This is a genomic window from Uliginosibacterium sangjuense, assembly GCF_059132465.1.
The window spans coordinates 211225-236396 of sequence record NZ_CP101132.1; the positions used below are offsets into that span (position 1 = coordinate 211225).

At 66.5% G+C, this 25172-nt stretch carries 25 protein-coding genes; 14 read left to right on the forward strand and 11 right to left on the reverse strand.

Going from position 1 to position 25172, the window contains the following annotated elements:
- Positions 1–14: 14 nt before the first annotated feature.
- Positions 15–788, forward strand: coding sequence for a class I SAM-dependent DNA methyltransferase (locus NMB43_RS00985; RefSeq protein ID WP_494350289.1), 774 nt, complete (start codon positions 15–17; stop codon positions 786–788).
- A gap of 197 nt (positions 789–985) precedes the next feature.
- A complete protein-coding gene (locus tag NMB43_RS00990; protein WP_494350290.1) occupies positions 986–2581 on the forward strand; it encodes a pectate lyase family protein in 1596 nt (531 codons plus the stop codon).
- 79 nt (positions 2582–2660) lie between these two features.
- On the opposite strand, the gene NMB43_RS00995 is transcribed toward NMB43_RS00990, so the two are convergent.
- The 7 genes from NMB43_RS00995 to NMB43_RS01025 all read right to left on the reverse strand — a co-directional run bounded on the left by NMB43_RS00995 (position 2661) and on the right by NMB43_RS01025 (position 10201).
- Complete coding sequence (locus tag NMB43_RS00995; RefSeq protein ID WP_494350291.1) at positions 2661–3164, reverse strand: hypothetical protein; 504 nt, start codon at positions 3162–3164, stop codon at positions 2661–2663.
- Positions 3165–3233: 69 nt separating this feature from the next.
- Positions 3234–4328, reverse strand: a complete 1095-nt coding sequence (locus tag NMB43_RS01000) for a septal ring lytic transglycosylase RlpA family protein (protein WP_494350292.1) — start codon at positions 4326–4328, stop codon at positions 3234–3236.
- The gene (rodA, locus tag NMB43_RS01005; protein ID WP_494350293.1) at positions 4328–5467 is read right to left on the reverse strand and encodes a rod shape-determining protein RodA; all 1140 of its coding nucleotides are present in this window, start codon (positions 5465–5467) and stop codon (positions 4328–4330) included. The genes NMB43_RS01000 and rodA overlap by 1 nt, the downstream gene beginning before the upstream one ends.
- Entirely contained in the window at positions 5464–7353 is a 1890-nt protein-coding gene (mrdA, locus tag NMB43_RS01010) for a penicillin-binding protein 2 (protein WP_494350294.1), read from the reverse strand. Before mrdA ends, rodA begins: the two co-directional genes overlap by 4 nt.
- 69 nt (positions 7354–7422) lie before the next feature.
- Positions 7423–7944 (reverse strand): rod shape-determining protein MreD, encoded by a 522-nt coding sequence (mreD, locus tag NMB43_RS01015; RefSeq protein WP_494350295.1) that lies wholly within the window; start codon positions 7942–7944, stop codon positions 7423–7425.
- 9 nt (positions 7945–7953) lie between these two features.
- Positions 7954–9045 carry a rod shape-determining protein MreC gene (gene mreC / locus NMB43_RS01020; protein ID WP_494350296.1) on the reverse strand — a complete coding sequence of 364 codons (1092 nt, stop codon included), beginning with the start codon at positions 9043–9045 and terminating at the stop codon, positions 7954–7956.
- 112 nt (positions 9046–9157) lie between these two features.
- Positions 9158–10201 (reverse strand): rod shape-determining protein, encoded by a 1044-nt coding sequence (locus tag NMB43_RS01025; RefSeq protein WP_494350297.1) that lies wholly within the window; start codon positions 10199–10201, stop codon positions 9158–9160.
- A 120-nt stretch (positions 10202–10321) separates the two neighbouring features.
- Between NMB43_RS01025 and gatC the strand changes: the two genes are divergently transcribed.
- The 6 genes from gatC (at position 10322) to NMB43_RS01055 (ending at position 14639) form a co-directional block, all read left to right on the forward strand.
- On the forward strand, positions 10322–10609 hold the full coding sequence (gene gatC, locus NMB43_RS01030; RefSeq protein WP_494350298.1) for an Asp-tRNA(Asn)/Glu-tRNA(Gln) amidotransferase subunit GatC: 288 nt from the start codon (positions 10322–10324) through the stop codon (positions 10607–10609).
- Positions 10606–11190, forward strand: coding sequence for a D-sedoheptulose 7-phosphate isomerase (lpcA, locus tag NMB43_RS01035; protein WP_494350299.1), 585 nt, complete (start codon positions 10606–10608; stop codon positions 11188–11190). Before gatC ends, lpcA begins: the two co-directional genes overlap by 4 nt.
- 47 nt (positions 11191–11237) lie before the next feature.
- Complete coding sequence (gene gatA / locus NMB43_RS01040; protein ID WP_494352178.1) at positions 11238–12638, forward strand: Asp-tRNA(Asn)/Glu-tRNA(Gln) amidotransferase subunit GatA; 1401 nt, start codon at positions 11238–11240, stop codon at positions 12636–12638.
- 45 nt (positions 12639–12683) lie between these two features.
- A complete protein-coding gene (locus tag NMB43_RS01045; protein WP_494350300.1) occupies positions 12684–13370 on the forward strand; it encodes a hypothetical protein in 687 nt (228 codons plus the stop codon).
- An 83-nt stretch (positions 13371–13453) separates the two neighbouring features.
- Positions 13454–14074, forward strand: coding sequence for a homoserine/homoserine lactone efflux protein (gene rhtB / locus NMB43_RS01050; RefSeq protein WP_494350301.1), 621 nt, complete (start codon positions 13454–13456; stop codon positions 14072–14074).
- A 1-nt stretch (position 14075) separates the two neighbouring features.
- The gene (locus NMB43_RS01055) at positions 14076–14639 is read left to right on the forward strand and encodes a hypothetical protein (RefSeq protein ID WP_494350302.1); all 564 of its coding nucleotides are present in this window, start codon (positions 14076–14078) and stop codon (positions 14637–14639) included.
- 55 nt (positions 14640–14694) lie between these two features.
- Here NMB43_RS01055 and NMB43_RS01060 read toward each other — a convergent pair whose 3' ends face one another.
- Positions 14695–15492, reverse strand: coding sequence for a PEP-CTERM sorting domain-containing protein (locus tag NMB43_RS01060; protein ID WP_494350303.1), 798 nt, complete (start codon positions 15490–15492; stop codon positions 14695–14697).
- Positions 15493–15663: 171 nt separating this feature from the next.
- Positions 15664–17331 carry an FAD-binding oxidoreductase gene (locus tag NMB43_RS01065; protein WP_494350304.1) on the reverse strand — a complete coding sequence of 556 codons (1668 nt, stop codon included), beginning with the start codon at positions 17329–17331 and terminating at the stop codon, positions 15664–15666.
- 111 nt (positions 17332–17442) lie between these two features.
- On the opposite strand from NMB43_RS01065, the gene NMB43_RS01070 reads away from it, so the two are divergent.
- From NMB43_RS01070 to NMB43_RS01085, 4 genes are all read left to right on the forward strand, one after another.
- Positions 17443–17772 (forward strand): DUF1840 domain-containing protein, encoded by a 330-nt coding sequence (locus NMB43_RS01070; RefSeq protein ID WP_494350305.1) that lies wholly within the window; start codon positions 17443–17445, stop codon positions 17770–17772.
- On the forward strand, positions 17769–18515 hold the full coding sequence (locus NMB43_RS01075) for a pteridine reductase (RefSeq protein WP_494350306.1): 747 nt from the start codon (positions 17769–17771) through the stop codon (positions 18513–18515). Before NMB43_RS01070 ends, NMB43_RS01075 begins: the two co-directional genes overlap by 4 nt.
- A gap of 19 nt (positions 18516–18534) precedes the next feature.
- Entirely contained in the window at positions 18535–19179 is a 645-nt protein-coding gene (locus NMB43_RS01080) for an MBL fold metallo-hydrolase (protein ID WP_494350307.1), read from the forward strand.
- A 71-nt stretch (positions 19180–19250) separates the two neighbouring features.
- Positions 19251–19970 carry a response regulator transcription factor gene (locus NMB43_RS01085; RefSeq protein WP_494350308.1) on the forward strand — a complete coding sequence of 240 codons (720 nt, stop codon included), beginning with the start codon at positions 19251–19253 and terminating at the stop codon, positions 19968–19970.
- A gap of 29 nt (positions 19971–19999) precedes the next feature.
- On the opposite strand, the gene dusA is transcribed toward NMB43_RS01085, so the two are convergent.
- Together dusA and mscL are read right to left on the reverse strand one after the other, a co-directional pair.
- Complete coding sequence (dusA, locus tag NMB43_RS01090) at positions 20000–20977, reverse strand: tRNA dihydrouridine(20/20a) synthase DusA (protein ID WP_494350309.1); 978 nt, start codon at positions 20975–20977, stop codon at positions 20000–20002.
- 122 nt (positions 20978–21099) lie between these two features.
- On the reverse strand, positions 21100–21528 hold the full coding sequence (mscL, locus tag NMB43_RS01095) for a large conductance mechanosensitive channel protein MscL (RefSeq protein ID WP_494350310.1): 429 nt from the start codon (positions 21526–21528) through the stop codon (positions 21100–21102).
- Between the two features lie 128 nt (positions 21529–21656).
- Between mscL and NMB43_RS01100 the strand changes: the two genes are divergently transcribed.
- Both NMB43_RS01100 and NMB43_RS01105 read left to right on the forward strand, forming a co-directional pair.
- Entirely contained in the window at positions 21657–23270 is a 1614-nt protein-coding gene (locus tag NMB43_RS01100) for a FecR family protein (protein ID WP_494350311.1), read from the forward strand.
- The gene (locus NMB43_RS01105; protein ID WP_494350312.1) at positions 23234–25168 is read left to right on the forward strand and encodes a CHASE2 domain-containing protein; all 1935 of its coding nucleotides are present in this window, start codon (positions 23234–23236) and stop codon (positions 25166–25168) included. The genes NMB43_RS01100 and NMB43_RS01105 overlap by 37 nt, the downstream gene beginning before the upstream one ends.
- Positions 25169–25172 lie beyond the last annotated feature (4 nt).

Here is a 25172-nt window from a genome sequence, read left to right on the forward strand (position 1 = left end):
ATGGATTGAATGACATGAGCGTATTCGGAGAATCCTACGCGCGTTATTACGCGCTGCTTTATCGCGACAAGGATTACGCGGGCGAGGCCCGATTCGTGGCGGATCTATTGCGTCGCTTCGCCCCGGGCGCGCGCAGCCTGGTCGAGTTCGGCTGCGGCGGCGGCAAGCATGCGGCCTTGCTGGCGGGAGATGGCTTCGCAGTGACCGGCATTGACCGCAGTGAGGACATGCTGGTCGAGGCGCGCGCGCACGCCACGCGCCAGCCAGCGGACACGGCGGCGCGCCTGCGCTTTTGCCAGGGCGACTTCACCCAGGTGCGTCTGGGCGAGCGCTTCGATTGCGCGGTGTCCCTCTTCCACGTGCTGAGCTACATGCCGGACAACGCCGCGCTGGCTGCCGCGCTGGCCACGGCGCGCGCGCATCTGGCGCCGGGCGGGGTGTTCCTGTTCGACGTGTGGCATGGCCCGGCCGTTCTGACCGAGCGTCCCGCCACGCGCATCAAGCGCATGGCCGACGAAACCACCGAGGTGACGCGGCTGTGCGAGTCCACCTTGCATCCCAACGACTGTCTGGTCGACGTGCACTATCAGGTCTTCGTGCGCGATCGCGCCAGTGGCACGGTGGAAGAGCTGCAGGAGACGCACCGCATGCGTTACCTGTTCCCGCCCGAGATCATGTTGTTCGCAGAACGAGCCGGCTTCCGCGTGGCGCACAGTTGCGAATGGCTCAGCGAGGCAGCGCCCAGCGAGTGCAGTTGGGGCGTGTGCTACGTGCTCACCGCGATCTGAAGCCGGGGCGCATCGACGTAAGGGAAGGTTAATTGTTGTTGCGCCCCGCAAGTTAGTCTGTCAAACGAACCAACAAATCGTACATTGCGCAGGGCTTGTAGGTAGTCATGCCAGCGCGCCAGTGGCCTTCGGGCCGCGCGGGAACAACAAGAACATAACGCGCCAAGCCTGTCCCAATCACTCAGGAGGAAGTGTCCATGTACGGTCATAAAGACTGGCTGCGCAGCGTCGCAGCCATGTCCGGTCTCGCTTTGCTTGCCGCTTGCGGGGGTTCTGGTAACGACGACAGCACATCGCCTGCTGCCGCGCCGGTCACTCCGCCCGAAAGCATCGCTGCCATTCAGTCGGTGTCCGGCTGGGCGGCCCAATATCCCGACCCCAGCGATGCCAGCAAGTTGCTGCCGCCCACGGGCGGTGAAGGCGCCCCGGCGACCAATATCTATGTCGTGGCGACTCGCCAAGAACTGAAAGACGCGCTCGCCAACAAAGGCAGTCCGACCTACGCGACCAATGCGAGCGCTGCCGCGCTGGAACCCAAGATCATCTACATCAAGGGCAGCATCTACGGTACCGATCTCGGCAACGGACAGTTCGCCACCGAGGCCAGCTATGTGGCCAGCGTGCCCTCAAACAACAAGTGCCGGCAGTGGAACTTCGATGCCTACGTGAAAAGCTTTGACGCCGCGTACAAGGCCGATCTGCAGGCGCGCGCCACCGCCGGGGACACGGCTGCATCGGCCGAACTCACCTTGATCAACAACCAGGGGTCGGCCAGAACCTCTTGCGCCAACGTGCAGAAGGCCCAGGTCCAGTTCAGTGTGCCGTCGAACACCACCATCCTGGGGGTGGGGACGGATGCCAAGATCATCGATGGCTACCTGGAGTTGAACGCGCGCACCAATGTCATCGTGCGCAACCTGGAAATCCAGGCCGTGCAAGACTGGTTCATGGCGTGGTCACCGTCTGACGGCGCAACGGGCAACTGGAACGCGCGCTACAAGGCCATCCAGGTCGTGACAGGCACGCGCCTGTGGTTCGACCACCTGACCCTGAGCGACGGCGCTCATCCAGACAGTAAGGAGCCAGTAGTCTTCGGCAAGCACATCCAGCGACACGACGGCCTGCTCGACGTAGAAGACGGGACCGATTATGTGACGGTGTCCTATACGGTGTTCAAGAATCACGACAAAACCTTCATGATGGGCTCGGGTGACGGCAAGGGCGATAAGGACCGTGGCAAGAACCGCATCACGCTGGTCGGCAACCTGTTCGAGAACTCGCAGGAGCGCGCACCGCGTGTCCGCTTCGGCAAGGTGCATATCTACAACAACTACTTCCGTGGCAGCACGACCGATCCGGACTATCCGATGCTCAGCCGCGCCATGACCGGTGGCTTCCATTACTTCATTGGCATGGGTATCGAATCGATGATCCTGTCCGAATCGAACAGTTTCGAATACAACGGAACCGGCGCTTCGGAGCACATCATCGTGGATAACTTCAAGGGCTATCAGTTCAAGGACGTAGGCTCCTGGTTCAATGGCACACCGCTGCGCCCCGAAGTCATCAACAAGGTGGCGAGCGACCGCTACGAGGCCGTCAAGGCCGAAGCGATCGCGGCGTGGACGGCGTCCAATTCGGCGGTGGAGGACTGGGCGAAGCAAACCTTCACCAACGAGTTGGGCTGGGCGCCACCGTATCCCTATGTCGCGGGCAAGACGGACAAGGGCATCAAGCAACACGTCCTGGACAACGCCGGGGCAGGCAAGCTGGCCGTCGTTGCGCCGAAGTAAAAGCGGAACGCGGAGGAAGCAAAAAGACCAGCCAAGGGCTGGTCTTTTTTTGGGTTGGCACCGAGCGTGGATTGCCCGCCTACTTGTTTGCTTTGCGTGGCATGGGCGCCATTTCATAGCGCTTCTCCTCCTCCACTGGAGGGCGTGGCAATGGCGGCCTCACGATCGGTGGGTGAGGACGATGGGGCGGCCAGTAGTAAGGCGGCGCGACATACACCGGCTGGTTGGCCTGCTCGGTGGCCAGGCGTTCCAGTGCCTCGGTCTGGCGGCGCATCAAGGCGTCCTGCTCGGCGCGGCGTGCCGCCTCGCGCTCGGCCGCGCGATCCTGCGCGCGGGCTTCGCGCTGCGCCGCGGCGTCGCGCTGCAGGCGCTCCAGCTCAAGCTGCATCTGCTCGCGCTCCTCGCGTACCCGCTGGCGGGTCTCGGCGTCCGGCGGGGGCGCTTCCTGCACCCCACCCACGCGTTTGCTGCCCGGTGGGCAAGGCACATCGGAGTAGAGAACCTGCTTGTCCGGCGTCACGCATTTTTCGATGGCATAGGCCGACGGGGCGAGCAGCAACAGGGTCGACAGGAACAGGCGCATGAACATACCTCCTGCGGTCTTAACGCTGGTGTGCTGGCGGGCGATGACGCGATGCTGCCGGGATGACCCTCAGCGCACGACCACAAACGGCGTCAGCTTGAGCCGCTGGGCCACCCGCTCTGCGCGCTGGCGGGCTTCGGCCTGGCTGGCGAAAGGGCCCATCTGCAAACGATAGCGGCTGCCGTCCATGAACACGCTCAGCGCGCTCTCGAATTCGCGCAGCTCTTGCCGCACATAGTCGCGGAAGCTCTCAGCATTGGCCAGGCTGGTAAACGCGCCCAACTGCAGGAAGATGCCCTGGGCGGGCGCGGTGTGCGGGGCGGTGGGTGCACGCGGCGCGCTGGCAAGCGGCGGGGCAGCGGCCAGGACCGCCGGCTCCGCAGCGGACTGAGCCTCACCATTGAGCAGGCGCTCGGGCAGGCTGGCCGTCGTGAGCGGTGCCACCGGCGCTGGCGCGCTGGCAGGTGGTGGGGCAGGGGCTTCCGGAGCGGCCGGCGTGGGCGTTCGGACTGGCGCCACCGGGCGCGCGGTGGCAACCATGTCCACGCCTTCGGGGATGATCGTTTCCACTTCGACGCGCGCCGAGCCACGGCTCACATAGCCCAGCTTGTGGGCGGCGGTGTAGGAGAGGTCGATCACCCGGTCGCGGTGGAAGGGGCCGCGGTCGTTGATGCGCACCACCACGCTGCGGCCATTGTCGAGGTTGGTCACGCGCGCGTAGCTGGGGATCGGCAATGTGGGGTGGGCGGCGGTCATGGCGAACATGTCGTAGCGCTCGCCGCTGGCCGTCTTGGCGCCATGGAACTTCTTGCCGTACCAACTGCCGATGCCTTGCTCGCGGTAGGGCTGGAGCGCGGTCATGGGGGTGAAGGTCTGGCCCAGCGCGGTGTAGGGGCGGGTGTTGGCGGCGCGGATCGGCTCGACGCGCGGCACCGCATCCGGGATGTCGTCCAGGTTGCCCGGCACCATCTCGCCCGGGCCGTCGTCCTTGTAGTAGCCGCCGCCCTTGGGAGCCGGCACCATCGGGGCCGGCGTTGCTGGGGCCGGGGCCGTGGCGGTCGGCGTGGAGGGGCGTGGCGCTGGGGCCGGGGCTGGCGGCGTGCTGGCGCAGGCGGCCAGCAGCAAGGCGAGGAGCGATACGCCGAGCGCGTACCCTGCCCGCATCAGGCCCCCCGCCTACGCTTGCGCTGGATGCTCATGAGAATGCCCAGGGCGAGGCACAGGGTCACCAGCGCGGTGCCGCCATAGCTCATCATCGGCAAGGGCACGCCCACCACCGGCAGCATGCCGCCGACCATGCCCATGTTCACGAAGGCATAGGTGAAGAAGTTCAGGGTCAGGGCGCCGGCCAGCAGGCGTGAGAACAGATTGGGGGCGTTGGCGGCGATGATCAGTCCGCGCCCGATCAGCATGCAGTAGACGACCAGCAGGAAGAGCACGCCCATGAGGCCGAACTCTTCCGAGATCACCGCGAGAATGAAGTCGGTATGACGTTCGGGCAGGAAATCCAGGTGGGTCTGTGTGCCTTCGCGCCAGCCCTTGCCGAACAGTCCGCCGGAGCCCACAGCGATGGTCGACTGGATGGTGTGGAAGCCCTTGCCCAGCGGGTCTGAGGAGGGATCCAGCAGGGTACACACGCGATGCTTCTGGTAGTCGCGCAGGCCGGGCCACTTGACCTCGGGCGCGCAGATCTGCGATTCGAAGGTGATGACGCCGACAATGAGCACGACCCCCAGTACGGCGACCGGCGCCAGCAGCCACCACGACAGGCCGGCGAAGAAGATCACGAAGAAGCCCGCGCCCAGCACCAGCAGCGCGGTACCGAGATCGGGCTGTTTCAGGATCAGGATCGCTGGTACCAGCAGCAGCACACCGGCGGCGAAGAAGTCGCGCACCTTGAGACTGCCCTCGCGCTGCTGGAAGTACCAGGCCAGCATCAGCGGCATGGCGATCTTCATCAGCTCGGACGGCTGGATGCGGATGAAGCCCAGGTCCAGCCAGCGTTGCGCGCCCTTGCTGATGTCGCCGATCACTTCCACCGCCAGCAGCAACAGCACCGCCACCACATACAGCGGCGCGGCGAATGAGGCCCAGCGTTGCGGCGGCAGCGCGGCCGCCACCCACATGGCGCTGAGCGCCACGGCCAGGTTGATGCTGTGGGCCTGCAGGCGCTCTGGCGAGGCGCTCAGCATCATCACGTAGCCGGAGGCGAGGATCAGTCCCAGGATGGCCGCCAGCCAGGGGTCGATCGGCGCCAGGAAGCGGCGCACCCAGCCGATCGGGTCGAAGTGGAAGCTCTTCACTCCTCGCCCTCCGCGCCGGGTTGGGTCTCGGCCGGGCCCTGCGGACGCTTGCCCAGCAGGTAATAGTCCAGCACCAGGCGGGCGATCGGCGCGGCGGCCTCAGCGCCGAAGCCACCGTTCTCGACGACCACGGCGAGCGCGATCTTGGGGTTCTCGGCCGGCGCGAAAGCAATGTACAGCGCGTGGTCGCGCAGCCGTTCATGGATCTCGTTGGCCTTGTAGACGGCGCCCTTGAGCGAGTAGACCTGGGCCGTACCGGTCTTGCCGGCCACCTCGTACTCGGCGCCGCGGAAGGCGCGCGCGCCAGTGCCCCACTTGTTCACGCCCACCATTGCGTCGCGGATCAGCGCCACATGCTCCGGCTTGTACGGCAGGGTGCGCAGCGGGGTCGGCTCCACCACTTCGCGCTGGCCAGTCTTGGCGTCTTCGATGTACTTCACGATGTGCGGCTTGAACATCACCCCACCGGCGGCGACCGTGGCGGTCGCATTGGCCAGTTGCAGCAAGGTGTACGAGTTGTAGCCTTGGCCAATGCCGATCGAGATGGTCTCGCCGGCATACCACTTCTGCTGTTCCGGTTTCTTGAAGCGCTTCTTCTTCCATGCGGGCGAGGGCAGCACACCCTCCGACTCGCCCTGGATGTCGATGCCGGTGCGCGAACCCAGGCCCAGCGGGCCCATGAAATTCGCGATACCGTCGATGCCCATGTCATTGGCCAGCAGGTAGTAGTAGGTGTCGCAGGACACGATGATGGACTTGGCCATGTCCACCATGCCGTGACCGCCCTTCTTGTCGTCGCGGAAGGTGTTGTTGCCGAACACGAAGTAACCGGGGTCGGCGATCGCCTGTGTGGGCGTGCGCTTGCCTGTTTCCAGCGCGGCCAGCGCCATGAAGGGCTTGAAGGTCGAGCCGGGCGGGTAGGCCGAGTAGATCGCGCGGTTGAGCAGTGGGTGGTCCGGCGAGTTGTTCAGCGCGTTCCAGTTCTGGGTGTCGATGCCATCGACGAACAGGTTGGGGTCGAAGGTCGGTTTCGATACCAAGGCCAGCACGCCCCCGGTGCCGGGCTCGATCGCCACCAGGGCGCCGCGGCGGTCGCCGAAGGCAATCTCGACGATGCGCTGCAGTTCCGCATCCAGGGTCAGCACCAGGTTGTTGCCCGGCACCGGTGGGTTGCGTGCAAGCGAGCGCACGGCGCGCCCGGCCGCATCCACCTCCACCTGCTCGAAGCCGGTGGTGCCGTGCAGGTGTTTCTCGTAGCTCTGCTCCAGGCCGGCCTTGCCGATGTGCTCGGTGCCGCGGTAGTTGTCGACCAGCTCCTCGTCCTCGGCGATGCGCTCGGCCTCTTTCTGGTTGATACGCCCGATGTAGCCGAGCGCATGGGCCGCCAGCTCGCCCTGGGGGTACTGGCGGAACAGGCGCGCCTTGATTTCGACGCCGGGGAAGCGGTAGCGCTGCGCGATGAAGCGCGCCACCTCGCGGTCGGTCAGGCGGGTGCGGATCGGCAAGGACTCGAAGTTCTTGCTCTCCTCCATCATCTTCTTGAAGCGCCGCCGGTCCTTGGGCTGGATCTCCAGCACCTCGGCCAGCTCGTCGATCATGCCATCCAGGTTGTGCACCTTGCCGGGCGTGATTTCCAGCGTGTAGGCCGAGTAGTTGCGCGCCAGCACCATGCCGTTGCGGTCGGTGATGAGCCCGCGGTTGGGCACGATGGGCACCAGCGAGATCCGGTTGTCCTCGGCGCGCGTGGCGTAGTAGTCGTGCTTGATGATCTGCAGGTGCACATAACGCGCCACGATCAGGCTGAAGCATGCGAGCACGAAAACACCTGCCACCGCCACGCGGGCGCGGAAGCGCGAGAGTTCCTGTTCGGGGGCCTTCAGTTCCATGGGTTCGGGAGGCGGGATTCGGGAGTCGGGAGTCGGCTGGACGCCCACTGACTCCCCACTCTCCACGCTCTACAAAGGACGGTTCTCATCACGGTCGATCGGCCGCAACTGCGGGATCAGCAGCAGGTAGTGTGTGGGCAACCACAACAAGGCCGTCGTGAAGGTGGAGAAGAAGTATTCCCAGCCCGGGAAACGGCCGCCCACCATCAGACGCAACAAGAGCATCACAAGTTGCGTCATGAAGAACAGCGGCACCATGTGCAGGGCCTGCGCGGCCGGGCCAAACCACAGGATGCGGCGCGATACCACGCCACTGACGTAGGCCAGTAGCACGTAGGCCAGGGCGTGCTGCCCCATCACCGCGCCGTGGGCCACGTCCACGATCGCCCCCAGCAGGAAGGCCGTGCCCATGCCCACCCGGTGCGGTTCGCGCACGCACCAGAAGGCCAGCACCAGGGCCACGAAGTCGGGCACCGCGTAGAAGCGGCCGACCGGTACGAAGTGCAGCACCAAGGCCAGGATCAGGCTGAAGGTGACGAAGCCCATCTTGACGGGCAACAGCAGGCGGCTGGAGCGGTGAGTGGGTTGCATGCGGGACGCCTAGCGGGAAGGGGCGGGCGCGGAGGCCGCCGGGGAGGCGGCGGGCGTGGGCGCCGAAGTGGCGGGACGGGCCGGCGGGGCGGATGCGGCACGCGGCGCCGGACGCACGGCAGGGGGCGCGGTGGCGGGTGCCGCGGACGCCTGGGGCGGTGCCGCCGGTGCGGTGCTTGGCTCCGAGACCCCCGCCACGATCCGGCCGGTGCCGCTGCGCTTGGCCTCGACCTTCTCTTCTGCGGGGCGCTGCGGCAAGGGGCCGGCGCGCCCCAGTACCAGCACCGAGCCATTCGTCTCGACGCCGCCCAGCGGCTTGCACAGGATGCGCGCGAAGGACTCCGCATTGTCCCGGCTCACCCGCACCACGGTCGCCACCGGCAGGCCCGGCACGAACACGCCGTCCAGGCCCGAGGTCAGGATGCGGTCGCCGGTCTGCACGTCGGCATTGGCCGCCAGGTAACGCAGTTCCATCAGACCGGTGCCGGTGCCGAACATCACGGCGCGCAGGCCGCTGCGTTCGATCACGACCGGGATCGCCTGATCCTTGTCGGACAGCAGCGTGACTTCAGCATGCAGCGGATAGACGCGTGTGACCTGGCCGATCACCCCCTCCGGGTCGACCACGGCGAGCCCGGCCTCCACCCCCTGGTTGCCGCCCTTGTCGAGAATCACGCGGCGGGAAAACGGATCACGCGCGGTGAACAGCACCTCGGCTGCCACCGCATGCACGCCGACCCGGTCGCGCATCTCCAGCAGGCCGCGCAGGCGTGCGTTCTCCTGCTCAAGCTGGGATTGGCGCAACAGGCTGGTGGCCGCTTCCAGTTGCTCCGTGCGGAGCTGCTGATTCTCGCGCTGCAGGCCGACGAGACCATTGAAGTAATTGGAAGCATTGCGCACGAACTCGGCTGGCGTGGCGGCCGCGATCTGCAGCGGGTAGGTCAGGATGGCCACCCCCTGGCGCAGGGTTTCGAGATAGCGCAGGCGCAGGTCGCCGACGATCAGGGCCAGCGACAGGGCGAGGTAAATGGTCAGCTTGGCCGAAGGCGGCAGGCCGCGGCGGAAGAACGGGGGCGGCTGGTGACCGGGAACGGCGGCCATTGCTCAGTGGGGCGAGAAAACGGAAAGACAGGAAACAAAAACCAGCAATGCGCCCGCAGGCGCATTGCTTGTTGCCACCCGGACGGGCGTGGCGCCCGCGCTGATCCGGGGCTTACTCAGAGGCAAAGATCGCCCCCAGTTTTTCCATGCGCTCCAGCGCCAGGCCACAGCCGCGCACCACGCAGGTCAGCGGGTCGTCGGCCACGATCACCGGCAGGCCGGTCTCTTCCATCAGCAGGCGGTCGAGGTCGCGCAGCAGCGCACCGCCGCCGGTCAGCACCATGCCGCGCTCGGCGATGTCGGCGCCCAGCTCCGGCGGCGTCTGTTCCAGCGCGATCTTGACGGCCGACACGATGGAATTCAGCGGATCGGTCAGCGCTTCGAGGATCTCGTTGCTGCTGATCGTGAAGGCGCGCGGGATGCCTTCGGCCAGGTTGCGGCCTTTCACTTCCATCTCGCGGACTTCGGAGCCCGGGAAGGCCGAACCGATTTCCTTCTTGATGTTCTCAGCCGTAGTGTCGCCGATCAGCATGCCGTAGTTGCGGCGGATGTAATTGACGATGGCTTCGTCGAACTTGTCGCCACCTACGCGTACCGAGCCGGAATACACCATGCCACCCAGGGCGATCACGCCCACTTCGGTGGTGCCACCGCCGATATCGACCACCATCGAACCGGTGGCGTCGGCCACCGGCAGGTCGGCACCGATTGCCGCCGCCATCGGCTCCTCGATCAGGTAGACCTGCGAAGCGCCGGCGCCCAGGGCAGATTCGCGGATCGCGCGGCGCTCCACCTGGGTCGAACCGCAGGGCACGCAGATGATGATGCGCGGCGAGGGCGAGAACAGGCGCGTGTCGTGCACCTTCTTGATGAACTGCTTGAGCATCTGCTCGGTGACGGTGAAGTCGGCGATCACGCCATCCTTCATCGGGCGGATCGCCGTGATGTTGCCCGGCGTCTTGCCCAGCATCTGCTTGGCTGCATGGCCGACGGCCTGGATCGTTTTCTTCTGGTTGGGGCCGCCTTCGGTGCGGATCGACACCACCGAGGGTTCGTCAAGCACGATGCCCTTGCCACGCACGTAGATCAGCGTGTTGGCGGTGCCCAGGTCGATGGCCAGGTCATTCGAAAAATAGGAGCGCAGGAGTCCGAACATTTTTTTACCGTAGCGCTGCCGGCAAGGCCTGGCAGGGCAGTGTGATCAGGAGGGCAGAATAATCGGCTATGTTACCCTAATCACCTGTCTGATTCATTCCACCCAGTACCTTCCGTCGCCATGTCACTGTCGCTCGAAGAGGTCGGCCGCATCGCGCGCTTGGCCCGTATCGAACTCACTCCCCAGGATGCCGAAGCCACCCAGGCCAAGCTCAATGGCATCTTTGATCTGATTGCGCAGATGCAGGCCGTCGATACCACCGGCGTTGCCCCGATGTCGCACCCGCAGGACGTGGTCCAGCGCCTGCGGCCAGACGCCGTGACCGAGGCCGATCGGCGCGAGGCCTTCCAGGCCGTGGCGCCGGAGGCCGAAGCAGGGCTCTACCTGGTCCCGAAGGTGATCGAATGAGCCGTCTTCTGAGTCATCTGCAGGAAGCCCATGAACTGCTGGGCCGCGTGATGGCTGATCCGGCGTTGCTGGCCCAGGTCGGCAAGGCCGGCCAGATCCTGATCGACTGCCTCAAGGCGGGTGGCAAGGTGCTGTCGGCCGGCAACGGCGGCTCGCATTGTGACGCCATGCACTTCGCCGAGGAGCTGTCCGGTCGCTACCGCGACAATCGCCCGGCGCTGGCCGCCATCGCCATCTCGGACCCCTCGCACATCACCTGTGTCGGCAACGACTACGGTTTCGAGTTCATCTTCTCGCGCCAGGTCGAGGCGCTGGGCCGCCCCGGCGACGTGTTCCTGGGCCTGTCCACCAGCGGCAACTCGGCCAACATCCTGGCCGCCGCCAAGGCCGCCAAAGCGCGCGACATGAAGGTGATCCTGCTGATGGGCAAGGACGGCGGCAAGATGAAAGGGCTGGCCGATGCCGAAATCATCGTGCCGCACTTCGGCTACGCCGACCGCATCCAGGAAATCCACATCAAATTCATCCACGCCCTGATGGACCAGATCGAGATCGGGCTGGGCTACGCGCAAGAAAAATGAGCATCCAGACCCTCAAGTCGCTGTCCGAACAGCTCAAGCAAAAGAAGATGTCCAGCCGCGAGCTGGTCACGCAATACCTCGCCCGCATCGACGCGAAGAACGCCGCCATCAACGCCTTCATCACGGTCGACCGTGAGGGCGCGCTGGCCGCCGCCGATGCGGCCGACAAGGCCATCGCCGCCGGCACGGCCGCGCCGCTGGCCGGCCTGCCGATCGCCCACAAGGATCTGTTCTGCACAGAGGGCGTGCTGACCACCTGCGGCTCGAAGATGCTGGCCAATTTCGTCAGCCCCTACGACGCGCATGTGGTGAGCCAGCTCAAGGTCGCCGGCACGGTGAGCCTGGGCAAGACCAACATGGACGAGTTCGCCATGGGCTCGACCAGCGAGAACCCGCATTTCGGCGCCGTGCGCAACCCCTGGGACACCGCCCGCGTGGCCGGCGGCAGCTCGGGCGGCTCGGCCGCGGCGGTGGCGGCCGGCATGGTGCCCGCCGCGACCGGCACCGACACCGGCGGCTCCATCCGTCAGCCTGCGGGGCTGTGCGGCATCACCGGCATCAAACCGACCTACGGCGTGGTCTCGCGTTACGGCATGGTGGCCTACGCCAGCTCGCTGGACCAGGGTGGCCCGATGGCGCATACCGCCGAGGACTGCGCGCTGCTGCTCAACCACATGGCGGGTTTCGACAGCCGTGACTCCACCAGCCTGGAGCGCCCGGGCGAGGACTACACGCGCGCCCTGACTGCACCGCTGGCGGGCCTGCGTATCGGTTTGCCCAAGGAGTATTTCGGCGAGGGCCTGGCGGCCGACGTGCGCACCGCCATCGAAGGCGCGCTGGCCGAATTGAGGAAGCTTGGTGCCACCACGGTCGAGGTCAGCCTGCCCAACACGCATCTGGCCATCCCGGCTTATTACGTGATCGCGCCAGCCGAGGCGAGCTCCAATCTGAGCCGCTTCGACGGCGTGCGTTACGGCCATCGCGCCAGCGACTACAAGGACCTGGCCGAGATGTACGCACGCAGCCGCGCCGAAGGCTTCGGTGCCGAGGTCAAGCGGCGCATCCTGGTGGGCACCTATGTGCTGTCGCATGGCTACTACGACGCCTACTACATCAAGGCCCAGCAACTGCGCCGCCTGATTGCCGAAGACTTCCAGCAAGCCCTGCGGCAGTGCGACGTGATCGCCGGCCCGGTGGCGCCGACCGCCGCCTGGGGGATTGGCCAGATGGCGGATGACCCCGTGCAGATGTATCTTGCAGATATCTACACGATCGCCGTGAACTTGGCGGGTCTGCCGGCCCTGTCCGCACCCGCAGGATTCTCGGTTGAGGGCCTGCCGGTCGGGCTGCAACTGATCGGCAACTATTTCAACGAAGCACGCCTGCTCGGGGTGGCCCACCAGTTGCAGCAGGCGACCGACTGGCATCTGCGCCAGCCACCCAACTGATCGGCGCTGCCGCGTGACTGAGCGGGGCGTCGGAAGGAGCCGCCGATGCATCCGCTCGTACGCCCGCTCGCGACCCTGCTGATCGCTGCTTTCAGCCTGCCTGTGCTGGCTGAGCCTGGTATCGAGGTCATGCGCGGCATGGCCAGTTGCGAGGGCAGCCTGTTTACCGCGCTGGCCAAGGATTCCGCGCGCTGGCGCGGCGAACCCAGCTTCACCCGCAAACAACAGATAGCCAGCTTCAAGGTCACGGACCGGGCCCCGCCGGAGTACCAGGGGCGCAGCGCGGATGCGATCGTCGAGTTTAAGAAGGCGCGCGAGATCGGCGGCCTGCACCTGCTCAGCTTTCATGATTCCGATCTGACCAACTGGTCGGTCTTCCGCCGCAATGGCGTGCGCTTCACCGGCTGGGGCTTTTACGTCTACGAAATGCCCGAGGACGTAGTCACCTGGTACAAGCTGCACGCGCCGGAGCGGGCGCAGCATCTGGCGCGCTCCACCGCTGACAAGCCAGACGTGTTCTGCATCGAAGAGATCCTCGTGCAGAACGAATGGAAGCGCGTGCGTTGTACCGCTGACGACGGCTTCCCGGCGAGCCGCGAGCCGCGTCGCTGGTTCGTGATCCGCGCCGACAGCACCGACCTCACGCGCAGCGTCGTGTCCTGCGAATACTCGGGCGATGTGCCGGCGCCCCTGATGCAGCGCTACCGTCCCGACCTTCCGGTCAAGCCATAAGGGGCATTCGTCGCCAGCGTGGCGGCAGGATGCTGTGTGCTGGTTAACATGCCTGCCACCTTCTCCGCTCCGCATGCAAACCGATGTCGCTTGAAACTTGGCTCGCCTTCTTCATCGCCAGTTGGCTGATCAGCCTGTCACCTGGCCCTGGAGCTGTCTCCTGCATGGCCGCCGGCTTGCGCTACGGCTACCGTCGCGCACTGTGGAACATTCTTGGCCTGCAGTTGGGCGTGCTCCTGCTGGTGCTGATCTGCGCGGCCGGTCTTGGCGCGCTGCTGGCGGCCTCGCAGACTGCGTTCGAGATCATCAAATGGTGTGGGGTGGCCTATCTGATCTGGCTAGGCATCCAGCAGTGGCGGGCCGTACCGCGCCCGCTTGAATTCGGCCAGGCGGAGCAGAGCAGTCGCACGCAATTGGTCCTGCGCGCCTTCCTGATCAACGCCAGCAACCCCAAGGGCATCGTGTTCATGCTGGCCGTCCTGCCCCAGTTCATCGACCCGCAGGCGCCGCAATGGCCGCAGTACGCGCTGTGCGCCGTGTCCTTGCTGATCACCGATTCGGTCGTAATGAGTGGCTATACCCTGCTGGCTGCGCGGGTGCTGCGCCTGTTGCGCGACCCCGCCCACATCCGCTGGACCAATCGAGCCTTCGGTGGTCTGTTTATCGGTGCCGGCTTGTTGCTGGCCGGCTTCCGGCGCCATTGAGATGCGCCGCCTGCCGATCCTTCTAGCCGGCGTGCTCGTGGCCTGCAGCAGTACGCCGCCCGTACCGCCCGAACCCGCCCCGGCGCCAACGCCCGCCCCGGCAGGTTCCGCACAAGCTGCGCCTGCGCCGGCCGCTACACAGGCCGCCGCCGTCTCGCCCGGTCGTGCGCCGGCGCCGGTCCAGTCGCGCCTGCTCGGCCGGACGATCCGCCCGCAGGCCCCGCGCCCGCTGAACCTGAAGACCGAGTGCCGCTTCGAGAACGAGACGGGCTACAACGGGACGGCCAGCGTCGAGGTCGTCAACAGCCAGGTCAAGCGCCTCAGCGCGCTGTTCAACGTTCCCGGCCAGGGACAATGTCTGTTCGACATGGCCCAGATGCGACAGACCCGCATTCAGCCCGTGGAGCTGCGCGACGCCCGCTCCGGATGCACTGCCCGCCTGTGGGAGCAGGGCGACAAGGCCACCCTCTCGTTCAGTGGCTGCGCCAGTCATTGCGAGAATCCTGCGGCCTTTCAGTATGTTTGGCCTGTTCTGATAGGGCGAACATCAGGAACTTGCATGTAGACGCAAAAAAGCCCGCAGAGCGGGCTTTTTTGTTGGCGTAGAACCCTAACTGGATTTAGGCGCGGCGACGCAGCGCACCCAAGCCCAGCAGAGCGGAACCGAGCAGCAGCATCGAACCGGGTTCCGGAATCGTGTTGCCGTAGGCGCTGCCATTGCCGCCATTCGAATAGACTTGCGACGCGCCGCCATTGGTGAAGCGTGCATCTGCGGTGTAGGTCAGGGTCTTCGGATCGAAGTTGCCTGCACCAGCGCCGCTCAGAATGTCGAACGTTGCACTGACTACGCCGTTTTGGACATTACCGCTGGTGAAGGCCAGGGTGCTGAAGGCCAGTTCCAGCCACACATTGCCGTCCAGAGCTGCATCCACATCCGCTTGGTCCGATGCGGGCGGCGTGTAGTTGTCGCCACCGACATCTACGTAAACACGTGCCCATGCGCTGCTGATGTCGAAAGAGCCATCCTTGTTCAGGCCAATCCCGCCGAAGGCCAGGGTCAGCTCGCCGCCAGGAACGAAGACGTCGCCATTGGTCTTGCTCAGACCGTTGATGCGGTAGAACTCACCCACGCCGCTCAGGAAGTAGCCGCTCGCGCCGGACGAGCCGTCCTGCGTAGCCAGGACGCTGCCAATACCCACGCCGCTACCATAGTCCACAACACCGGCGGCGGTGGAGCTGGCCGAGTACCACTGCGTGAAATCGAATTGGGAGATGAAATCGAATTCACCACCGTCGGTGTAGTCCGGATCGAGCAATACGCCACCCGCGTTCACCAAGGCGGCGCTGGAGGGCGCGGCGGCGAACGAAAGCGCGCAAGCCGTGCCGAGCACCGAAAACAGCTTTGCAAGCTTGTTCATAGAGAAATCTCCGTTGAATGTGAGGAATCTAAAAAGCCAACACGGCTAGACCTACATAAGCACGGCGCATGCCAGCTAAAAACGGACTCTTAACTCATTGATTTGTTTGTATAAGAGCGGAGCTTCCTCTAGGGGGGCGTCTGTCGTGTAAAGCCTACCGACAGCACTGACTTACTCAGGATCAAGGGGGCTGACCTCGGTGCGTGTGTAACGTCCGGGCGCCAGGATCTGCTGTGGATCGAGGCTGGTTTTGATGTGGTTCAGCGCTTTCCAGAATGGACTTTGTGCCTTCATGAAGCGTGGAATGGAGTCGACGGTTCCTCGGTAGGGGACACAGGGTGGGGTGAGCTCAAGGCCGGCCTCGAACAGATCTTTGTAGCATTCACGGGCTGCCAAGACTGCGTTCGGGTCTGAGCGCTTGAATAAGATGGGGACAGTGCTGTCAATGCAGCGATCCGACACGGTGGTCAGCGTGATCAGCGGTTCGAAGCGATATGTTTGGTCGTGTTGTTGCCTAGCGTAGGTGCAGACCCGCTTGACCATTTCCACATAGTTCCGTACTGCTTGTGGCTTCATTTCTATCAGAGGCGAGTACCAGATCAGGCCGCAGCCGTCACGCGAGGGGTTCATTGCTTGCCCGGTGGGCGGGCGCTGGCCGGAGATCCAGTAGGCCAGGGGCAGGGCGATCTCGCTGGGGGCGCCGCCCAGTAGTTTGAGCGTTTTGTGCAGGGTGGCCAGTACGTTGTCCAGATTGCGGAATGGCTTGCCCGGGAGTGCGCGTACCACCGGGATGAGGACGTTCAGCTTGCCTTCGGTGAAGAACATCAGGCGTCGCACCTTGCCCGCCAATCGCTGACGGATGACCGAGCGGGCGGCAGCGACCAGCTTCGCGTTGCCGTACAGCGCGCCGGCGCCCATCCAGGCCATGACCTGGTTTCGTCTGGCCATTTCCTGCAGACAATCTTCCGGAATCAGTCCGTCGACCAATCTGTCGCGCGGGTAGGGTTCCATCATCGCCAGCACGCGATGGCGGTTCATGAGGTTGATCGAGCCGACCACGCCGCCCAGTTCGCGCAGGATGCCGCGCACCGCCAGGACGACGTCTTCAAGCCCTTCGTCCTGCGGGACGCCGAAGAAGAAGGCCTCGACGCGTTCCGGCCGGGTGGCCAGGGCAATGTGCATGCGGGTGACGATGCCGAAGTTTCCCTGGGCGAACAGGCCGTCCAGATAGGGGCCGACACTCCACTTGAAGACTTTGTCGATGTTTTCCGCCCCCATCTCTGCGAGCGGTGGGCGATACAGGTCGCCATTGGGCAGGATGGCCTCGAGGCCCATGACGGCGGCGAAGTGGTCGGCGTAGGGCGTAATGCCATAGCCGCGTTCCAGCGCGTTGCCGACCAGCGAGCAGTCGGGGCCGGCGCCTGTCACGGGACACAGGAAGTCCGGCGCATGCTGGTCGAGGTATGCGCGCAGCATGGCCTGGGTGACACCGGGTTCGACGCTGACGACGCCGGTTTCCGCATCGATGTCGATGGCCCGCATACCCGAGAGGTCGACGATCACGCAGCCGTTGCGGGCGGGATTGGCCGTGCCATAGCCCCAGTTGTTGCCGGTGCTGATGGGATAGAGCGGGACGCCAAAGCGCTGCGCAGCCAGGACCAGTAACTGCACTTGCTCGGCATGTTGTGGCAGAACGGCGCCTGCGATGCTGCGCGTCGTGCCGGCCGTGTCGGCGCCATAGCGCGCCTGCGCATGGGCAGCGTCCATGACGCGCTCGGTACCGAATCGAGCGGCCAGTTCGGCCAGGAAGGCGGGGGCGGCCACTTCTCCTTCTGACATATCTTCTCCAGGCAGGGTGAGCGTTGCACGACGGGGACCGCGCGGTGTGGCAGCACAAGTCGCCCGCTTCCGGTACATTTGATTACAGCACAGTCTTACAGGTGTATTCGCATGCTGATCACATTCAAGTCCAAGGCCGATGCCGACGTGTTGATGTTTGGCGAGGTCGGCCAGGCGATGCTGGTGGCCTTCGGCAAGGATCCGGATTCGCGTACCGGAATCGTCACGGTCGAGCAGTTGCCGGCAGTGCTGGAGCGGCTCAAGGCCGCGATGCTGAAGGACAAGCTGGCGGTTCCTGCGGCGCCTGATGAGGAGGACGAGGATGCGCCGCGCGGCATGGCCGCGCCGGTCAACTTCTTCCAGCGTGCCGCGCCCTTGGTACAGATGCTCGAATGCGCGCTGAAGGAAGGTGTGCCGGTGACCTGGGAAGCGCAGGGATGAGCGAACGCGTCGTACTTGTCACGGGCGCGGCGCGAAGGGTTGGGGCCGAGATCGTGCGCGTGCTGCATGCGGCGGGCTGCCGGGTGGCGATCCATTACCGCAGCTCGGCTGGCGAGGCGGATGCGCTGGCGGCGAGCCTGAACGCAGCATGGCCGGGTTCGGCGGCCTGTTTTGCGGCCGATCTGCTGGATCTAGGTGCATTGCAGGCGCTGGTTGAGCGTGTGGTGGCGCAGTTCGGGCGGCTGGATGGCCTGGTCAATAATGCCTCCAGCTTCTACCCCACGCCGCTGGGCCAGATCACGCCGGCGCACTGGGCCGATCTGCTGGGCAGCAATCTGCAGGCGCCCTTGTTCCTGGCGCAGGCGGCCGCACCGCACCTGCGTGCGACGGCCGGGGCCATCGTCAATATCGTGGATATCCATGCCGAGCGGCCGCTGGCGGGCTACCCGGTGTATTCGGCGGCGAAGGCCGGACTGCAGGGACTGACGCGTGCGCTGGCCATCGAGCTGGCGCCTGAGGTGCGCGTCAATGGCGTGGCGCCGGGGCCGATCCAGTGGCCGGAGGACGGTCAGTTCGCCGCCGAGGAGCGGGCTGCCATCGTGCGCCATGTGTTGCTCAGGCGCGAAGGCTCGCCCGCCGACATCGCTGGCGCGGTACGCTACCTGCTGCTCGATGCCCCTTATGTAACCGGCCAAATCCTGGCGGTCGATGGCGGGCGCAGCGCCCACCTGTGTCACCTCTGAGTTTCGCTACGAGATCACCATGGCCCTGCATTACCGCATCGTTCCGGTCACCCCCTTCCAGCAGAACTGCAGCGTGCTGTGGTGCGACCAGAGCATGGAGGCGGCGGTGGTCGATCCCGGTGGCGATATTCCGCGCATCGAGGCGGCGCTGGCCGCTTCGGGTGCGCGCCTGAGCAAGATCCTGCTGACCCACGGCCATCTGGACCACGTGGGTGCGACGGCTGCGCTGGCCGCCAAGTACGCCATCCCGGTCGAGGGGCCGCAGCGCGAGGAGGCGTTCTGGCTCGACGCCCTGCCCGAGCAGAGCCGCATGTTCGGCTTTCCGCACACCGAACCGCTGGCGCCCACGCGCTGGCTGGAAGAAGGCGAGACGGTCACTGTCGGACGCGAGGCGCTGGCGGTGCTGCACTGTCCTGGGCATACGCCGGGTCACATCGTGTTCTTCCATGCGCCGTCCAAGCTGGCCATCGTCGGCGATGTGCTGTTCGCCGGCTCGATCGGTCGCACCGATTTCCCGCGTGGCGACCATGCGGCGCTGATCGGGGCGATCCGCGGCAAGCTGTGGCCGCTCGGCGATGACGTGGAGTTCATTCCTGGCCATGGACCGATGTCCACATTTGGCGAGGAACGTGCGAGCAATCCCTATGTCGGCGATGGCATGTGAGCGGGGAGGCCCACTGACATGTCAGCGGGCGCTACAATGTTTGACATTCAAGTGTCCTGACAGGAAAGCTCATGCGCATCGCTCTGCTGGAGGATGATCCCACCCAGTCCGCCCTGGTCACGGCCTGGCTCAAGGAAGCTGGCCACGACGTGCATGCCTTCGGCCTGACGCGCGATATCCTGCGCTTTGCGTCGCGCGAGAGCGTCGATCTCTACCTGGTCGACTGGATGCTGCCGGACCAGCCGGGCGAGGCCTTCGTGCGCTGGCTGCGCGAAGAGCGCCGCGACACCACGCCGGCGATCTTCGTGACCGCGCGTGAATCCGAGGACGACATCGTGGCGGGTTTGGCGGTGGGCGGCGACGACTACATCGTGAAGCCGGTCAGCCAGCGCATCCTGATGTCGCGCATCGAGGCCGTGCTGCGCCGTTCCAAGCCGCGCAACGCGGAAGAGAACATCGAGGCGCCGCCCTATGTGATCGACCTGCAGCACAAGCAGATCAGCGTGAACAACAGTCCGGTGGAACTGACCGACAAGGAGTTCGACCTGGCCGTGTTCCTGTTCCGCAACCTGGGTCGCCTGCTGTCGCGTGGCCACCTGCTGGAGTCGGTGTGGGGCCGCAACCCGGACCTCGCCACGCGCACCGTGGACACCCATATCTCGCGCGTGCGCAGCAAGCTCGCGCTGCGCCCCGAGAACGGCTACCGCCTGGTGCCCACTTACAACTTCGGTTATCGCCTGGAAGCAGTGGAGCCGGGTTCGGCCGAGGCCGCAGAAGCGGGCGCCGAGTAATCCTTCCGCATCCGACGGCGCGTGCCCGGTCAGCCGGCCGCGCCGACTTTCTCCCAGGCCCGCAGGATCAGCTCCGGGCCAGCATCCTTCAACAACTGTGGGTCCGACAGCATGCGCCGGAACTGGCGCGCGCCGGGCAGCCCGTTGGCCAGGTTCAACCAGTGGCGCACCATCGCGCGTAGCGGCGTGGCGTGCTCGGCCTGCTCGCGCGTGGCGTAATCCACCAACTGCGCGATCACGGCCGCTCGTGTCGTGTCCCAGGCCGGGTCGAAACATAGCCGCTGCCACTCCACCAGCGCCCAGGGGTTGTCGTAGGCCTCGCGGCCGATCATCACCCCGTCCAGGTGCTGCAAGTGCTGGGCGATCTGCGCGCTGTCCTTGATGCCACCATTGACGAGGATTTCCAGCGCCGGGAAGTCACGCTTCAACTGGTGCGCGAACTCATAGCGCAGCGGCGGCACCTCGCGGTTCTCCTTCGGCGACAGGCCCTTGAGCCAGGCATTGCGCGCATGCACGATGAAGGTGGTGCAGCCGCCTTCGGCCACGGTGCCGACGAAGTCGCGCACGAAGGCGTAGTCCTCGATGCGGTCGATGCCGATGCGGTGCTTCACCGTGACCGGAATGCTCACGGCATTCCGCATCGCCTTGACGCTGTCGCGCACCAGTGCCGGTTCGGCCATCAGGCAGGCGCCGAACGCGCCGTTCTGCACGCGCTCGCTGGGGCAACCACAGTTCAGGTTGATCTCGTCGTAGCCCCAGTCTTCGCCCAGCTTCGCGCAGCGCGCCAGCGCGTCGGGTTCGGAGCCACCCAGTTGCAGCGCGACCGGGTGTTCCTCTGCGTTGAAGCGCAGGTGGCGCGCCACGTCGCCATGCAGCAGCGCGCCGGTGGTCACCATCTCGGTGTAGAGCCAGGCATCCGGCGCCAGCAGGCGATGCAGGTAGCGGCAATGGCGGTCCGTCCAGTCGAGCATGGGCGCGACGGTGAGACGGCGGGGGGGCAGATTCATGGTGCGACGGGGACGGCAGGCAAGGCCGGGATTGTCCGGCGGGCGGCGGGAGGGTGCAAGTCGGTCGGTGAACGAAAACAGGCATGGCCGTGGCCATGCCTGTGCGCGCGTGCGGGCAGGGCTTACTTCTTCAGCGAGTCGCGGATCTCGCGCAGCAGCAGCACATCTTCCGGCGTCGCCGGCGCGGCGGCTGGCGCGGCCGGGGCTTCGCGCTTGAGGCGGTTGATCTGCTTGATCATGATGAAGATGACGAAGGCCAGGATCATGAAGTTGATCGCCACGGTGATGAAGTTGCCGTAGGCCAGCACCGGCACACCGGCCTTCTTGAGCGCATCCAGCGTCATCGCCGTGCCCTCGGGCACGCTGCCGAGAACCAGGAACAGATTGCTGAAGTCGATCTTGCCGACCACCGCGCCGACCAGGGGCATGATCACGTCGCCCACCATGGAGTCGACGATCTTGCCGAAGGCCGCGCCAATGATCACGCCCACGGCCAGGTCCACCACATTGCCCTTGAGGGCAAACTCCTTGAACTCGCTGAAGAAACTCATATCGACCCCTCTCTTTTGGATATGCTGATCTAGTCAGCGGAAACAGGCCCGCGGAGTGTGGCCGAAGCCGGGGCGTCGCGGCAAGCCTGCCGATGCGCCGTAGTCCAGACAAGCTTGAGGTGCTCTTCATGTTTGCGAAGTTTCCCGCCGCCCTGCTGACGCTGGGCTTGCTTGCCGGGTCCGGGCCACTCGGCGCGGCCGATGACCTGAACTACACCGTGCTGCCGCGCGACACCCTGATCGGCATCGGCGAACGCCTGCTGGCCAACCCGGGCGACTGGCGCCAGGTGCAGACCCTCAATCGCGTGGAAGACCCTTATCGGCTGCTGCCGGGGCGCGTGCTGCGCATCCCCGTGCGCCTGCTCAAGCCCGATCCGCTGGAGGCCCTGGTCGAATCGGTCAGCGGCGCCGTCAGCATCGAAGGTCAGACGGTGCCTTCCGGTGTGCGCCTGGCGGTGGGCCAGCTCCTGCGCACGGGCGCCGATGGCTACGCCGTGCTGGTCTTGCCCGACGACTCGCGCCTGGTGGTGAAGCCCGACAGCAGCCTGCGCCTGGAGACCTTGCAGCGCGACCGCGTGCACGGTCGTCAGGCCAGCCGCATCGAACTGCAGAGCGGGCGCGTGGAAAACCGCGTGCAAGCGCAGCGCGGGCCGGCCGCTCGCTACGAGATCCGCACCCCGACCGCCATCATCGGCGTGCGCGGCACCGAATTCCGGGCGGTCGTCGGCATCGATGGCAAGGCCGCCCGCATCGAGGTCACCGAGGGCCGCGTGGTGGCCGGGCCGGCGCGGCGTGGCGCGCTGACCCGCGGGCTGGCGGTGCCGGCCGGGCATGGCGCGGTGCTGGGCGAGGGGGCCACGCAGCGCAGCCTGCCCTTGCTGCCGCGCCCCGATGTCAGTGGCATTCCGCTGCTGTATGAGCGGCCGCTCATGCGCGTACCCTTGCCGCAGATGCCCACGGCTCAGGCTTATCGTGTACTAGTGTTGCCTGCCGGGGAGGGACACTGGGGGCGCATCCTGCACGAGCAGACCGTCAGCGGCCGCGAGGCGCGCATTCCCGGCCTGCCGGATGGTGACTACCGCCTGGTGCTGCGCGCCATCGACGCGCGCGGGCTGGAAGGCATGGATGCGGGTGTCGACCTGCGTCTCAAGGCGCGCCCCGAGCCGCCCTTTGCGACCCAGCCGCGTGCGGGCGGCAAGCAGCGCGGTGAAGCCGTCAAGCTCGCGTGGACCGGGCAGGCCGGCATCAGCCGCTATCGCGTCGAAATCGCCGGGGCAGCAGGCTTCGCCGAACCGGCTTATCGCCACGAAGCGGTGGACGCCACCGAACTGAGCGTGCCGCTGCCGCCGGGCGACTACCAGTGGCGCCTGGGTTCGATCCGTCCCGATGGCGATCGTGGCCCCTGGGGTGACCCGCAACGCTTCACCCTGGGTGCGCCGCAGGCCGCGCCGGAGGCGCCCAGCCTGGACGACGCCGGTCTCAACTTCGCCTGGCCCGGTGAGCCTGGCCAGCGCTTCGCGTTCGAGCTGGCCGAGGACGCCGCCTTCACCCGTGTGATAGAGCGCCGAGAGGTCGCCGAGCCGAAGCTGAACCTGCCCTCGCCGGGCGGCGGCAGCTACTACGTGCGGGTGCGCGCCACCGATGCCGACGGTTTCGTCGGTGACTGGAGCAGTACCCAGCAGTTCGACATCCCCTACAACTGGAAATGGCTGCTGCTGCTGACCCCGCTGCTGCTTCTCTGAGGCGCCAGCGCATTCTCGTCGAGTGGGGCCTGACCAGCGCCTGCGCCTGCGCGCTGGCAGCGCTGGCTGCCTTCAGCGGCGTGTTCTGGCGCGCCGACCTGGCACTCTACGACAGCCTGCTGGCACGTAATCCACGCGCCGCCGACCCGACGGTGCTGATCGTTGCCATCGACGACGCCAGTCTGGCCGAGCTGGGCCGCTGGCCCTGGGCGCGCGGCGTGCATGGCGTGCTGCTGGACCGCCTGAGTGCCGCCGGTGCACGCGCCGTCGGCATGGACCTGGTGTTCGCCGAGCCGACGCGTGACGACGATGCCCTGGCCGCCGCCATGCGCCGCAACGGCCGCGTGGTGTTGCCGGTGGTGCAGGCCGAGCGCAATGGCGAGATCGTCGGCGAGACGCCGCCACAGCCAGCGCTGGCCGCCGCCGCGGCCAGCCTCGCGCATATCCAGGTCGAGCTGGATCCGGACGGCATGGCGCGCAGCGTCTACCTGGCCGAGGGCTGGCAACAGGCGCATCTGCCGCAGTTCGCACTGGCCTTGCTGCGCCTGGGCGAACCCGCCCGTGCCACACCGCCGATGCCGGTGACGGAAGCCGCCACCGGCCTGTGGAAGCGCGCCGACTGGCTGCGCATCCCCTTCGTCGGCCCGCCGGGCAGCTTCGCCCAGGTGTCCTATGCCGACGTGCTGGCCGGGCGCGTGCCGGCCGAGCGCATCGCCGGGCGCTACGTGCTGGTCGGGGCCACCGCGCTGGGCATGACCGATTCGGTGCCGGTGCCCACCTCGGGCCACTCGCGGCCGATGGCGGGCATCGAGGTGCATGCCAACGTGCTGACTGCGCTGCGCCACGACGATGCCATCGGTCTGGTCGGCGCATGGCCACAGGCGCTGGCGGCGATCCTCGCCACCCTGCTGCTGATGGTGGCACTGGGGCGCAGCAGCGCGCGTGCCGGTTTGCTGTGGACGCTCGCCCTGGGTCTGGTGGCGGTACTTACCGCGGCGGCCTTGCTGCGCTTTGGCCGCATCTGGCTGGGGCCGATGCCGGTGCTGCTGGGCTGCATCGTGGCCTACCCCTTGTGGAGCTGGCGCCGCCTGGAGGCGACCCAGCGCTTCCTCGACGCCGAGCTGGCCGAGCTGGGGCGCGAGGTGGCCCTGCCCGAGGCCGGCGGGCCGGACCCGCTGCAGCACCGCCTGGCCATCGTGCGCCGCGCCACCCAGGCCAGCCGCACCGCGCAGCAGACGCGCGAGGACACGATGCGCTTCGTGTCGCACGACCTGCGCTCGCCGCTGGCCGCGATCATCAACCTGATCGAGCTGCAGCCGGAGGAAGTGGAGCTGCTGCCGGCGGTGCGCGCGCAGGCGCACAACGCGCTGAACCTGGCCGACGAATTCTTCCGCCTGGCGCGCGCCGAGGCCTCGGACCCGACGCGCTACGAGCCGGTCGAGCTGGGCGCCGTGCTCGACGACGCAGCCGACGAGGTGTGGGCCCTGGCGAAGAAGGCCGGCTGCGAGGTCCGCCGCAGCCGCGAGGTGGACGAGGCCTGGGTGCGTGGCAGCGCCGAGTTGCTGCGCCGCGCGGTGGTCAACCTGCTGTCCAACGCGATCAAGTACGGTGCCAGCGGCGGCCTCATCGAGCTGAACCTGCAGCGTGGCGGCGAGCACTGGGTGGTGAGCGTGGCCGACCATGGCCCGGGCATCTCGCCGTCCGACCGTGCGCGCCTGTTCCGCCGCTTCGGCCGCCTGCCGGATGCGATCGAGCGCGGCATTCCCGGCGTCGGCCTCGGCCTGGCCATGGTGCACACCGTGGCCGAGCGCCACGGCGGCAGCGTGGATGTGCGCTGCCCCGACGGCGGCGGCAGCGTGTTCAGCCTGCGCCTGCCGGCCGTCCGGCCGCCCACCTGAACCG